This window comes from Shewanella sp. YLB-07 (genome assembly GCF_009377275.1).
This window is the reverse complement of record NZ_VOQB01000005.1, coordinates 488,109-502,867: the sequence shown is the minus strand read 5'-3', so window position 1 is coordinate 502,867 and position 14,759 is coordinate 488,109. Positions and strand designations below refer to the sequence as shown.

General features: G+C 46.8%; 5 protein-coding genes. 3 read left to right on the top strand and 2 right to left on the bottom strand.

The window, feature by feature from the left end; all coding sequences use genetic code 11:
- Positions 1-24: 24 nt before the first annotated feature.
- Together FS373_RS14115 and FS373_RS14110 are read right to left on the bottom strand one after the other, a co-directional pair.
- Positions 25-924 carry a DUF350 domain-containing protein gene (locus FS373_RS14115; RefSeq protein ID WP_144048056.1) on the bottom strand — a complete coding sequence of 300 codons (900 nt, stop codon included), beginning with the start codon at positions 922-924 and terminating at the stop codon, positions 25-27.
- Between the two features lie 13 nt (positions 925-937).
- On the bottom strand, positions 938-1,897 hold the full coding sequence (locus FS373_RS14110; protein ID WP_144048055.1) for a hypothetical protein: 960 nt from the start codon (positions 1,895-1,897) through the stop codon (positions 938-940).
- A 269-nt stretch (positions 1,898-2,166) separates the two neighbouring features.
- Between FS373_RS14110 and glnE the strand changes: the two genes are divergently transcribed.
- From glnE to FS373_RS14095, 3 genes are all read left to right on the top strand, one after another.
- Positions 2,167-5,028 (top strand): bifunctional [glutamate--ammonia ligase]-adenylyl-L-tyrosine phosphorylase/[glutamate--ammonia-ligase] adenylyltransferase, encoded by a 2,862-nt coding sequence (glnE, locus tag FS373_RS14105; protein WP_152829662.1) that lies wholly within the window; start codon positions 2,167-2,169, stop codon positions 5,026-5,028.
- Between the two features lie 185 nt (positions 5,029-5,213).
- A complete protein-coding gene (locus FS373_RS14100; protein ID WP_152829661.1) occupies positions 5,214-13,619 on the top strand; it encodes an Ig-like domain-containing protein in 8,406 nt (2,801 codons plus the stop codon).
- Positions 13,620-13,821: 202 nt separating this feature from the next.
- Positions 13,822-14,577, top strand: a complete 756-nt coding sequence (locus FS373_RS14095) for a DUF4347 domain-containing protein (RefSeq protein ID WP_144048053.1) — start codon at positions 13,822-13,824, stop codon at positions 14,575-14,577.
- The last annotated feature ends 182 nt before the right edge of the window (positions 14,578-14,759 follow it).

The window sequence follows — 14,759 nt, the reverse complement described above, 5'->3', positions numbered from 1 at the left end:
GTATTTGTGGAGCAGATAACTAATTTAATACATCAAGCTGGTGAGAATGAGGGCCACGGCGACACTGATGGCCAACTCTACGGTAGCGATACCGACATTGTGTTGCTGTTCCACTTCTTGGGCTAAGTTGATGTTAGAAAGTACTAACTTCTTCACTATCTTAATCAAGACAGTGAGTGCCACTAACATGATCACCGAGAAGACTAGCCAACCTATGAGATTGGCTATGTAAGCCTGCGGGTTATAGATAATGAAGTGACTCGCGGCGTTGAAGCTCAGTGCCATGGCCAGCATATAACCGCTATGACGAATCGCCACGGCTTTATGGCCTTGAACTAAGGCATCTTGCATGGAAGAGTCTTGATTACGCTTGGCATATCTGTACTCACGAAAACGGGTCAGTAGCACCAGCATTAGCTGAGAGATAGCGAAGGCACTGAATATGGCGATAAAGGTATCGACAGTCAGATCTTCGGCCCAGATGAGTACCGAGCGGATGATAATCGCCGTGGCGATCGCGGCGCTGGCATCGACAATGGCAACTGAAATATTGCCTTTAAGGATTTGCTCACCCTTGTTGAACTCATTGAGTGCAATCTTATCGTGCAGATATCGACCTAGCTTAATCAGTACCAGACCAAATAGGCCGTAGGCACTCATGCCAATAGCTTCGGCAGCATAAGAGCTGGCAGCCTCTCCCGAGATGGCTCCTGTGAGTACGATACCCAAGCCCGCTATAGCGCCAGCAGTGCTGATACCGAAGGCAAAGTTATCTCTCTCTGCCAGTTCGACACGGCTATCGACCTTAGCAGTCCAGCCTTGTAGGTAACGCATCAAGGTGAGCAGAATAATGGCGATAGTCAGATCGATTACTAAGATGATCGCGAGATCTGTAGTTATGCCGAAGTTTTGAAATAATGTCATGTGAATTCCTTACCTATTTGCCTCGGCGTACACCGCGAGTCGTGCGACTGTTAGAATTGCGGAAGTTACTGTTCTTGGAGTAATTAGAACGAAACTTACTGCTACTTTTACTGCGAGTGCCTGTGGTGCTCGCCTTAGGTGTACTTGTGCTTTGCCTCGACAGGCTGGTTGAGCCTGAGCGTGACTTGGCATAGGGGCTATCGAACTTCTTCCCTTGTGAGTTGAATTGTTTCTTGGTGCGCTCGAAGGTCTTATTTTGTGCGCTGGCCTGTTTAGGTGAGGTGTATCGATATCGACCAACATCATTGTAATAGCTGTAGTTTCTTCTGCCAGACCAACGATCGAAACCGATAGGTCCACGCATCACATTGGAGAACATGGAATACATACCGTACCAAGCCCAGAAGGACGTGCCACTAGAACCTGTCTGCCAGCTGCCATAACCTGGGTTACCCACAAGTTGACTTCCGGCACCGAAATCATCGGCTCCGTTGGCCAAGGCTGAGGCCTCGCGGCTGATGGAGTTCACTCTGGCGAGTGCGCCATTAGACATGTCGGCGACCACATTGAGTGGGTCCGAGATCATATCGTTATATAGGCTAGAGTCGGCGGCATAATAGATATTCTCGGCTTCGGCTAACTGCTGATCGAGATCAACATAGTTACTGGCACTGCTGAGATCTTGATATCGACTCACCAGAGAGGTGTACATGGGGCCCTTGGTGGTCGCATCTTTGGCGAGCTCACCAAATAGTGGTGCCATGTCCGGATTCTGCCTTCCCATAATACTCGTGTACTGCTTGAGTAACATTGCATTACGGATCTGGCCGTCATTGAGCATCTGGCCCAAGGTATCGATTCTCTTGCCGGCTAATTGCTGAAATTGAGCAATCTTGTCGGGCCTGTCATCACCACAACCGACTAAGGTTAATAGCAATGTCAGGGTGAGAATACGCATAAGCATCGCTGCCATGTTCTCTCCATTATTATGTGGTGGTACTGAATTATATATTCTCAGAGCAAGATTTCACTACCCAAGATAGTGCTTGCTTAGGTTATAGTAACCTCTCAACTGAGATAATAAATAGTCGTTTTATCTAAGATATCAGTTAGCTGTTCATCTTAATGCAAGATGATGACTAATATATATCATTCGGGACATAAGCAGATCATTTAAGACATATCTATATCACCAAAGACATAATATGTCGACAGCCAAAATTGTTAAGGATTATTATTGCAATGGAAAATATCAGTAACAAGCCCTTGTCTGCCATTATTGTTAAAGTCGCAGATCGTTACTGGCAAAGGCTGAATGAAGTCTGGCCTCAGCTCCCTAGCGAACTTAACCAGCAGCAGAGCGACGAGCTTTATCGCATCATGGGGCTCAGTGATTTTATTGCAGAGCAATTATGTCGTCATCCGGATTGGATCTCTCCTCTTTTTAATGGGCAGCTCGACAGCCTGGAGCGTCAGGTCTTCGATAGAGAATTGCATGAACTGTTAGAGACCTGCGTCAATGAAGATGGAGTTAAAACTCATCTGCGACGTTATCGTAATCGACAGATGGTGCGTTTAGCTTGGCGTGATTTCTTCGGTTATGTCAGCCTCGAAGACTCATTATTAGATCTGTCGGCCCTGTCTGAAGCCTTGGTCATTGCCGGTCGAGACTGGCTATATAAAGATATGTGCAAGCAACTCGGCACCCCCTGTGATAGTGAAGGAAATCCTCAGCCTTTAATCGTGTTAGGCATGGGTAAGTTGGGGGGGCGTGAACTTAATTTCTCTTCCGATATCGATCTTATTTTTACCTTTCCTGAGCATGGTGAGACTCAGGGAGGACGTAGAAGCTTAGCTAATCAGCAGTTCTTCATTCGCATGGGCCAACGCCTGGTCAATCTGCTACACCAGGTTACCGTCGATGGTTTCGTCTATCGCGTCGATATGCGCCTGCGCCCCTATGGCGAGAGCGGTCCGCTAGTGGTGAGTTTCAGTGGTCTTGAGGATTATTACCAGGAGCAGGGGCGGGATTGGGAAAGATATGCCATGGTCAAGGCTAGGGCACTTGGTCCCTGGACGGCATATTCAGATGAGCTCCACTCCATGTTAAGGCCTTTCGTCTACCGTCGTTATATCGATTTCTCAGCTATCGAATCCCTGCGTAAGATGAAGCAACTTATTACTCAGGAAGTGAGACGCAGACAGCTCACCGACAATATCAAGTTAGGCGCAGGTGGCATTCGAGAGGTTGAGTTTGTTATTCAGAGTTTTCAACTGATCCGTGGAGGTCGTGAGCCTTCATTGCGTCAGCAGAGTTTGTTTGCGGCGATAGATACCCTATACAGCTTAGGTCAACTCGAGTATTTGGTGGTGGATGAGCTCAAGCAGAGTTATCTGTTGTTAAGGCGTGTCGAGAACCTGCTCCAGGCTATAGGGGATAAGCAGACTCAAACCTTGCCGGATAATGGCTTGGATTGGTATCGGTTATGTCATGCTATGGGTATGGCTTCGGAAGCCGAGCTCAGGACTCATATCGAGTCGGCCATGAGTAAGATCCATCGTCATTTTAATGATACCGTTGGCGGGAATGAGCAAGATGAGATCACCGATCTTTGGACTCAAGATCTTTGGAATGTCCAGGAAGACGATCATGCTCAAAGTTTGATCAGTGAACAAGCCATAGATGATCCCGACCTCTGGCCATTGCTTAAGCAATGGCGTGAAACCATAGCAAAGCGTAGCATAGGACCCCGTGGACGAGATACCTTAGACAAGCTTATGCCTTGGCTATTGCGTGAATTTACTCATTTAGCCTCTCCATCCAAGGCCTTTGAGTCAGTGTCTAAGGTGCTGGATCAGATTTTAACTCGCACAACCTATCTCGAACTCCTCTATGAGAATCCTGGGGCCAGACAACAATTGGTGAGTCTCTGTCAGGCGAGTCCCTGGATTGCTCAGCAGTTGTCTAAGTTTCCCATGTTGCTCGATGAGCTTATCGATCCGACTCAGCTATATGACACCACTTCTCTCGATGATTATGGCAGTGAATTGAGGCAATATTTACTGCGTGTCCCTGAGGAGGATATGGAGCAGCAGATGGAGGTTCTGAGGCAATTTAAGCTATCACAGCAGTTAAAAATAGCTGCGGCTGATGTCACTGGAGTCTTACCTGTGAGCGAGGTGAGCGATCATTTGACCTTACTTGCCGAGGCTGTTATCGATCAGGTCGTTACTCAAGCCTGGCTGCAAGTAACGAGCCGTCACGGCGTTCCTAGTCACCTGGAAGGCGGCGATATGGGGTTTGCCGTCATTGGTTATGGAAAAGCGGGTGGGCTAGAGCTTGGGTATGGATCGGATCTCGATCTGGTGTTTCTACATAACTACTCCCGTGAGCGATATCCAGAGCATAGCGAGACTGATGGCGATAGACCCATAGACATTGGACATTTCTATCTCAAGCTCGCTCAGCGGATCTTGCACCTGTTCTCCACCCGCACTACATCCGGCGAACTCTATGAAGTGGACATGCGTCTACGTCCATCTGGTGCTTCTGGTTTGCTAGTAAGTGAAATTGAGAACTTTGGTCAGTATCAGAAAGAGGAAGCCTGGACCTGGGAGCATCAAGCCTTGGTTAGAGCGAGATTTATGTTCGGTGAAAATGAGTTGTCGAGTCGTTTTAGTCAGATAAGATCTCAGGTTATCGAACAGAATCGAGATAAACATGCCTTAGCCACAGATGTGAGGGAGATGCGACTCAAGATGCGTGAACACCTTTTAAAAGTCGATACCGGGATGTTCGATCTTAAGCAGAGTGAAGGGGGGATCGCCGATATAGAATTTCTCGCTCAATACCTGGTGCTTGCCTATGCACATGAACACGATGAGCTGTCTACCTGGTCTGATAATGTGAGGATTTTTGAAACCTTAGGTGAGCTCGAACTCTTGCCTCTCATCGATGTTCAGTTACTCATTCAAGCCTACTTCTTTCTTCGTGATGAGAGTCATAGGCTGGCCTTACAGCATCTTCCTGCGCAGATACTCGACACTAAAGCTGATGAACATGCCCAAAGGGTGATGGATATCTATCGAAGGGTATTGCAATAATGCTCATTCATTTAAATTGGCTGAAATTTATCATGTTTCGACTTCGCATTTTGCCATGCAGCTTGTCTAAATTAACGTGAATTTTAATAGTCACGTGTGCTAATAGTCTGAAAAATAGGTAGTAAATAACTGGCCTGCTCTATGCATCCAAGTTGAATTGTATACTCTTCAACTTGAGGTGAACGATGAAACTTGATCTCATATATCCATGGATTCTCCTGCTAACTCGATGGGTTAGCAGATTCTTCTCACCGTTATTCTCTGACAGACATCATTTCTCTAAACTCATTTCGAAACTCTTTTTCCGAGAAGGTGACAAGGTCACTCATTTGAGTGGTTTTCTGGTGCTTATTACTTGTCTGCTGGTAGTGCAGCAGGCGAAAGCGGCGCAGCAAGAGACTGAGGATTTGTTCGCAGGTTTCCCTGAAACTGAGTTGATCATCATAGATTCAGCGGTTCATGAGCCTTACATGCTTTATCAAGCGCTAAACGCCAAATTTAAGCAGCATCTAGGTCAGAACAATAAAACTAAAATTGTCTTCCTCAAGCCAGAACTGGAGCCATTGCAACAGATAAGAAACGCGATTAAAGACACCTCTGATTTATCTCAGCTGTCTATTATCTCCCATGCATCTAATGGTGCGATTTTCCTTGCGGGTAAATGGATAGATAAGGGTTATATTAATCAGCATGAAGCTATGATGAGTGAGATAGGATCTAGCCTGAAAAAGGGAGCGGATCTTAAGTTATATGGTTGTAATCTAGCGTCGGGTGTATCGGGTAAAAGTTTCGTTAACAGGGTGGCCGAGTTAACTCAATTGGATGTGGCCGCCTCTACCGATACCACTGGTGGAGTTAAACAGGGCCATAACTGGGAGCTTGAGTATCGGGTGGGAGACATAGATTCTCGGTCGGTTTTTTTTGAAGCGCTGCCAACTTCTTACTCATCCACACTGAATCACTTTCGTTACGGCACCATGGCGGTCGAGCCTATAGCGGGGGAGAGTGGCAAGGTTCGCCTCAAGGTGCAGATTGGCTACACTTTAGATCACTACATTATGACTAAGTTGGTTAACTCCTCAGTGGGTACGGTAAATTGTCAGATGAATTATCTGGCTGGTTTTTCATGGGGAGACGGTCAAGGTCAAGCTAACATTTGTGTGCAACTGCTTTCGAAAGACAGTGCAACCAATGACGCGCTTGTCGAGGTGGTGAGTATAGGCTCGAATGGCTATGAGCCGGGTTTAGTACATAAATATCAAGCCGATGGTGATTATATTCTTTCTTGGAATTCCTACGCCAGAAGCCCTGCCATGAGCCAGAACAATTCATACTGGCGCGCAGAAGCGACGACCTCTGTCGTAAATGGTGAAATTACCAATGCCTCACCGGTAACCGCCGTATCGGCTCTGGTGTATGTCAGAGACGATCACCCATTTACCATGCAAATATCTGGGGTGGATCAAAATGGCGATAAAATTCGATATCGTTGGGGTAAGAAAAAAGAGTTTTACTCGGGTAATAGTAATGTAGAGGTTGAAAAACCTACTGGGATGCAGCTTTCTCCCGAAGGACTCATTACCTGGGATCTGGCTGGGGATCTAGCTAATGGGGATTTGATTACCTATACCGACAATGCTAATCCCAGCACTGTAACGAGTAATCGTTGGCAAGCTGCCATTGTCCTGGAAGATCTGGATATTAATGGCGTGGTAAAGTCTAAGGCGCCTCTGGATTTCGTGTTTATCATCAGTGATCCAGATAATGCTTCTCCAGGTTTCAATCCCGGCCCAGAGATCACCGCAACCCAATATATCCAGTTACATCAAACAACCACTTTTACTATCACGGCTACTGATGTCGACGAGAATGGCGATCCCGATGTCCCCACTATAAGTGTGTTAAACCCGCCCTCGACAGATCCTGCGATATGGAGCACCAGCATCATAAGCCAAGACTCTGTGACCGGGACTAGCGTGATTGAAGTGACATTCATTCCTTCCGATGACATGTTAGGTAAGGCATATGTGGTGATCTTTAGTGCCAAAGATAGCAATGGCATCACCTCCGAGGCTTCAGTTAACTTAGTTATCGTCAATGAGGCACCGATTGCACAGGATGACTCGGCCTTAACCCAACAAGGCCAGATGGTGATAGTCGATGTGTTGGCGAATGATTCAGACCCCGATGGGGATCCCTTAACCATTACCCAATTCAATGCTCCGAATGGCACAGTAGTGCTCAATGGTGATAACACCATCTCATATACGCCGGACGCGAGTTTTAGTGGTTTGGAAATCATCTCCTATGTCATTTCTGACGGTATAGGCTCTGTGGCGAGTGCCAATATCTTAGTCACGGTTAATGGCAACCCCATTGCGCAAGATGACCTTTTCACTATAAATGAAGATACAAGCTCAGTGTTCGATGTGCTGGCGAACGATAGTGAGCCTGATGGTGACGCGTTAAATATGACACTCACAACTCCAAGCCATGGACAGCTAAGCCTGGTTAATAACATAGTGACCTATACACCAAATGCGCAGTTTTATGGCACAGATTCATTCAGCTATACCATTAGTGATGGGATCGGTGGCAGCGATACAGCAAACGTGACCGTGACTGTGGTGAGCGTTAATGATCTGCCTGTCGCGAGTAATGACTCTGCTGAACTAGATGAAGATCAGAGCATTTCAATTTCAGTTCTGACAAATGATAGCGATCCTGAAAATGATCCACTTTCCGTGACGACTCATCAGTCACTACATGGGACGACGTCGGTCAATTCTAACCAGAGCCTAACCTACGCCCCAGCATTAAATTACTTTGGCCAAGATCAGATCACTTACAGTATTAGTGATGGCAATGGCGGCGAGTCAACGGCTACTGTGGCTATCACGGTCAGACCCGTCAATGATGCGCCTACTGCTAATGATGATTCTGCAGCACTTGCAGAGGATACAAGTGTGCTCTTGACGCCTCTTAGCAATGATGTGGACGTAGAGGGGGATCTTCTTTCTTATATTTCCGTTGTGGCATCGAGTGGCCAGGTGACGGTGAATCCGGATATGAGTGTACTTTACACTCCGACAGAGAATTACCAGGGCAGTGTGCAGATAAATTACCTTATTTCTGACCCTTCAGGCCTTCAATCTGCCGCTGTGATTTCGATTAGTGTTACTGAGGTTAACGATGCACCTAAGGCTAATGCAGATACGGCAACAGTAGATGAAGACGCTACGCTCACATATGCAGTGCTAGATAACGATATAGATATAGAAAATCATCCTCTAACGGTTTCAGTTGCTCAGCCTAGCCATGGTCAAGCCAGTGTCGAGGCGAATGGCAGTATCACCTATGTACCCGATCCCGATTTCAATGGCAGTGATAGCTTAATCTACACCATAGACGATGGTCATGGCGGGCAAGACTCGGCCTTGTTTAACGTGATGGTGAATGGTGTCAATGATGCGCCGATTGCGGTCGATGACAGTGCGACTCTCAATGAAGATGCGAATGTTACTGTCCCTGTGCTAGCCAATGACAGTGATATTGATGGCGATAGCCTGACGGTAACCGTGCAACCAGCGGCCAATGGTGTGGCATCCGTAACTGCGCTAGGTCTGGTGCAGTATACGCCGAACGCGCATTTCAATGGGGCCGACAGTCTCACTTACACCATTAGCGATGGTAATGGCGCCAGCGCCAGCGCCGTACTCTCTATTTTGGTGAGCAGTGTTAATGATCACCCCATTGCGATCAATGATGCGGTGAGTCTCGATGAAGACACCAGTGTGACGATCCAGGTGCTGGAAAATGACAGCGATCTGGACAAGGACCTGCTGGTGGTCACGGCTCAATCTCCTAGCCATGGTGATGTCACTGTAGGGCTAGATGGCAATATTAGTTACACGCCAGTGCAGGACTTCAATGGCATCGACAGTCTGACTTATTCAATCGATGATGGTCATGGAGGCACGGCTCAAGCTCAGTTAACCATCACCATTAATGCCATCAACGATCAACCTGTGGCGGTGGATGATTATGCCTATGTCACCGAGGATGGCTCAGTGACTTTCTCAGTGCTGAGTAATGACAGCGATGTGGATAACGATGGGTTAACAGTGACCCTAGACACCGCCAGTCACGGCAGCACAGTCAATCATAATGATGGCAGCGTCAGCTACACGCCGGATGCCAATTTCAATGGCAGCGACAGCGTGCAATATAGCGTGAGTGATGGCCAAGGCGGTGCAGCGCAGGCGGTTATTTACCTCAATGTCACAGCGGTCAACGATGCTCCCGTGGCCGAGGCCGACCTTATCAGCATGGAGGAAGATACGTCGTTTAAGTTTGACTTGCTGCTCAATGACACAGATGTCGAGTTTGCCCTCAATCCGGCGAGTACTGTGTTGGTTGACCAGCCACAGCACATGAGTGCCAGTGTGGAAAATGGTGTGGTGACCTTAACCCCTAATGCCGACTTTAACGGCAGCGATAGCCTGACTTATCGAGTATCCGATGGTGACGGTGCAGTGTCTAACACAGTTGCAGTGACTATAGTGGTGGCTGCGGTGAACGATGCACCCAGGCCTGAACCCGATTTTGCCAGTGTCGATGAAGACATCATCTTAGACATTGAAGTGTTGGCCAATGACTTAGATATCGATGATAGCGGTGATTCATCTCTGGATATTCATTCGGTGGTGATAGTACAGGCGCCGCTTCATGGTCAGCTGACCCATGTTGACGGTGTGCTAAGTTACCTGCCTGATGGTAACTATGTCGGTCCAGATAGTTTCAGCTATACCGTGGCGGATTTGATGGGGGCAGTTAGTGAAGCCACTCTGGTTACCTTAAACGTGCAAGGCATCAATGATGCACCAATTGCCGAAATGGATAGCCTGACAGCCGATGAAGACCAGAGCATAAGCTTCAATGTGACGGCGAATGACACCGACATAGACTCACAGATAGTGCCCGAGTCGGTGAGTGTATTTAGCGGCCCAACTCATGGCGTGGTGAGTATTTCAGTAACGGGAGAGGTCACTTACACGCCAAATGCCGATTATTTTGGCGATGACAGCTTCAGCTACACAGTCAAGGACAGTGAAGGTGCCGTGTCCTTGCCTGGTACTGTGAGTGTGAGCATAGCTTCTATCAACGATGCCCCCAGGTTGCAGGATGATATCGCTCAACTCATGGAAGATGGCGTCAATGACATCAATGTGATGGGTAACGACACAGATATCGACGGTGGGTTAGTTTTAGCTAGCTTGATGGTGACGGTTATGCCAGAGCACGGCGCAGTCACAATATTGCCGGGGGGATTGTTAAGATACACTCCTGACGATAACTATTATGGACCGGACAGATTTAGTTACTCGATTAACGATAATGATGGCGTGACGAGTGAAGCTAATGTTCAGATCAGCATAGATAGCATCAACGATCATCCCTTGGCCCAAGATTATGAGGCTGTGCTGGATGAAGATAGCCAGATAACACTTTATATCTTGACCAATGACACCGACTTAGATGGAGTCTTGGATGTAAACAGTGTGGTCATCATGAGTTCGCCTGCTTCAGGAATATTGGAAGTCAATTCTGATGGCAGCGTGCTCTATATACCAGATGCTAACTTCAACGGCAGTGATAGTTTTAGCTACCAAGTCAGCGATGATGCGGGTGATAGCTCTGAAACTGCATTGGTCAGTTTAGACGTAACCCCAGTCAATGATGCACCGCAAATTTCGGGTAGTGCACCTGAAACTCTCCTCGAGGGTGACCCTTACCAATTCACTCCCACTAGCTTAGATATAGACAATGATACTTTGGCCTTCACTATCACAGGCTTACCCTCATGGGCTAGTTTCGATCCTCTCACCGGCACCTTGAGTGGCGTTCCTGCTTATGAAGATGTCGGTAGCTATGGTCCTATGGTTATTTCAGTGTCGGATGGGGTCATAGAGGTTGAGTTGGAGGCATTTTATATCCAAGTTGAAGTGCTTGATTCAGATGGTGATGGTATCCCGGATGTCATCGAAATTGAATTAGGTTTAGATCCATTCGATGCCACCGATGCCGGGCAAGATGCCGATGGCGATGGCCTAAGTAATTTGGATGAATGGCTAGCCGGAAGCAATCTCTATGTTGACGATGTCGCGCCTGAGCTTATTATTCCTGATGATATCTGGATCGATGCCACTGGCTTATTTACTGGTGTGAGCATAGGGCAAGCCCAAGCTTATGATTATGTCGATGGCGTAAGGCAGACTTGCTGTGAAGACTTAAGTCACACCATGGTAAGTGACCTGCCTCAGCTAAAGCCCGGAACTCACCAGGTGACATGGACCGCAGTCGATGCTGCCGGTAATGTCAGTGAGTTGGTTCAAAATATCTTTGTGCGTCCACTTATCTCTCTACCTCAAGATCAAATCGTTGCCCAGGGTAACCTAGTCTCAGTTTCTGTTTATCTTAACGGACTCTCTCCTGAGTATCCTCTATCGGTAGCTTACAGTGTGGCAGGCAGTGCGGTTGAGGGACTGCACCATGATCTCACTAGCACTATGGTGACATTCGAATCAGGCCAAGTCGTGGCGACGATTGAGTTTACCGCCCTGGATATGGAACAGGAGACGCTGCAGGACGAGGTGGTGTCCATTCATCTGGATGATCAATTAAATCTTGGCAGTAAGAAAGAGCACTATGTCACGATTACCTTAGATAACTTGGCACCAGAAATACAACTCTCCTCTTATCAATATGAAGAGCAGCGTACCTGGGTGGCAAAAGTTGATGGTGCCGTTGAAATTCAGGCCAATTATACCGATCCCAATAGCCTCAATAGTCATACGTTGGATTGGAGTTTGACAGACAGTGAACTTCAGGATGTTCAACTCTTTGAAGAGAAAGGTGTTATACAAAAAATATCCCCATCAGGAGTTAGTGGGATGAAGTTAGAAACTTGGTTGTTTGATCCCAGTGGCTTAGCTGAGGGGGTCTATACGGTGAGAGTCACAGTAACCGATGATGGCAAGCCTAATTTAAGTCACTTCAATGAGTTAAGGATTCGAGTGTCGGAGCTCTTACCTTTGTTGACTCAGGCTGATTCCGATGGAGATGGCATTGCTGATATTGAGGAGGGCTTAGGTGACTCAGACGGTGATGGTATCCCAGATTACTTAGATCCTATCGCGGCCGCAAACGTGCTACCCGAGAGAATCGTCAACACTGAATCTTATCTGGTGGAGTGTGAGTCAGGGGTAGGCTGCCGTTTAGGTCAATATGCTATGTCTGGTGTGTATATGGGAGCCCAAGTAGCAGGCTCAGATATTCACGCTAACCTGCAAGGCATCATGCCAGGTGATTTTGTCGATGTTGGCGGCGTATTTAACATAGAGGCACTCGATTTATCCGAGCAGAACCAGGCCGTCAATATCGTTATTCCACAGCGTAACTCAATTCCTGAACATGCAGGCTATCGTCATTTTATTCATGATAAAGGTTGGTTTACTTTTGAAACAAATGCCGATAACCAACTCATGTCGGCGCCAGGGGCCGCAGGTTATTGTCCACCGCCGGGGTCGGATGAGTATTCTGAGGGGCTTAATCAAGGGGATTGGTGTTTACAGCTGGTCATTCAGGATGGCGGTATCAATGACGCCGATGAAGTTGTGAATGGGGCGGTAAACATTACCGGCTGCTTAATTCAAGAGGAGCTAGATCAGCCAGGCAGCGAAACTGTCGAGGTGGAAATTTTAACTGAGGGAGGTGGTTCCTCATCTGGAGCGAGTATGCAAATCTTTATCTTGTCCCTATTGGCCGTTATTGCCTTCTTCAGAAATGGACCGTTGAGAAGCCGCTGGTTTAGAAACGGACTATTGAAAAATAGGCAGCTTAGGAATATAAGCCATAGACGCCAAGTTCATCGTTTATCTGTACTCCTGACTATAATTTTGCTTTCACTGACGGCCCAGGTCAAAGCCGACGTTGCTCCACAAGTGATGTCTGAAGATGTAAGCCTGACGGGCTTCTTTATTTCTGGACTCTTCGCGCGGGCTCAGAGCTCGGACAACACGGGGGACATCAATCAATCTCTGGTGGATGCAGGATTAAATGCTCAAGTGATTGAGCTTGATGAATCGACTTCTGGCTGGAAGCTCGGTGCCGGCTATGCCTTTACACCAAGTTGGTCTGTGGCTTTGGAATATATCGACTTAGGAGAGGTGAGCGTGAGGATAAAAGGAGTGACGGATGATCCAGAGACTTTTTATGCCACGGCTAGCCAGTTTTATCCGGACTCTGTCAAGGGACTAGGATTGAACCTAGGGTACCGCTATCAATTTATCGCTGATGTGAGCGCCTTACTTCATCTGGGTTTGTTTCATTGGCAAGCAGATTACACCTCTTATGATATCGATTCTCTGCAGGTAGTGACCAGCGAAGATGATGGCTACTCAGTCTATGGGGGGCTAGGTGTTGAGTATGCATTAACGAAAAATATCCGTTTCTCAGTACAGTGGAGTCATTTTAGCTTAGATGAGCAGAGTCGTGACTTGATTGGTGTCGGAGTACAGTATCTGTTTTAATTTGTGTTGAGTATTTTGAAGTCAATGACCTTCAAATTGAGATTCTGGCTGGTTCATCGCGTTTTGCGCTGCACATTGCGGAGGATTCGCAGATTAGAAAAACGTGAATAATATTAAGCTGTTGAAATTACATCACTTAATACTTGGTATGTTCTATGCAGAACTTAAGCAGTTAAATAACAACATTTAATTGGAGTTGGCTATGAAACCTTTGTTCTGTCATTTTGGCAGAGGGTGGGTTCCCTCAGATGTGCAAACTGTCATGAGTTTGTTAGGTCAATTGATTACCCAAGTTCGTAGAGGAGTGTTAGCTCCGTGCTTTCAAACTTTAAATGGTATTGGACTCTTCAATTGTGCGGTGATCTTACTAGCCTGCTCGTTAGTGAGCCAGCCTGCTAATGCTGAGCTGACAATACAATCTCAATTTAGTAGAGAGCTGATCATCATGGACCTGTCGGTGCATGACCCCAAAATGCTGGTGGAAGCGCTCAATACCAAGTTTAAACAACATGCCGGGCATGCCAATAACACTAAAATATTTTTCCTAAAACCTTATAAGGAGCCCCTGTTACAGATAAAAAACATCATACAGACGACAACCAATATTGCACATATCTCCATCATATCCCATGCATCCAATGGGGCTCTATTTCTGTCTGAAAGGTGGGTCGATAAGCAATATATTTCGGCTCGAAAAACCTTGATGCTGGAGATCGGCGACTTGCTACAACCAGGCACAGTTCTTAACTTATATGGTTGTAACCAAGGTTCTGAACGGCTTAGCAGAAGTTTTGTCGATACCTTAGCTAAATTAACTTCCTTAGATGTTGCCACTTCCATAGATATAACGGGTGAGCTGAGTGAGGGGCGTAATTGGGAGCTGGAGTATCGAGTGGGGGATATGGAACTTGCATCTAAAGTTAATGCTGGGGCGTCGAAAGCAATCCATCAGCCATAGTCAGATATAGTTTCTCTTGATGAGCCATTTTGAGTATGAATATTGAGTTAATGCTGCGGCGAGAAGCGTATCCGACTTCTTGCTCTTGCCTTTACTTGGTCTTAGGGTCGAGCATAAGCCGCGACAAGATTTTGCCTTTGTTATTTAATTCCCAAATAAGATGTTGAAAAACTTAGCTCATG

What these genes read in the sequence shown, in the direction of transcription:
- FS373_RS14115 (WP_144048056.1), bottom strand. Translation starts at nt 924, where the DNA reads ATGACATTATTTCAAAACTTCGGCATAACTACAGATCTCGCGATCATC.
- FS373_RS14110 (WP_144048055.1), bottom strand. Translation starts at nt 1,897, where the DNA reads ATGGCAGCGATGCTTATGCGTATTCTCACCCTGACATTGCTATTAACC.
- glnE (WP_152829662.1), top strand. Translation starts at nt 2,167, where the DNA reads ATGGAAAATATCAGTAACAAGCCCTTGTCTGCCATTATTGTTAAAGTC.
- FS373_RS14100 (WP_152829661.1), top strand. Translation starts at nt 5,214, where the DNA reads ATGAAACTTGATCTCATATATCCATGGATTCTCCTGCTAACTCGATGG.
- FS373_RS14095 (WP_144048053.1), top strand. Translation starts at nt 13,822, where the DNA reads ATGAAACCTTTGTTCTGTCATTTTGGCAGAGGGTGGGTTCCCTCAGAT.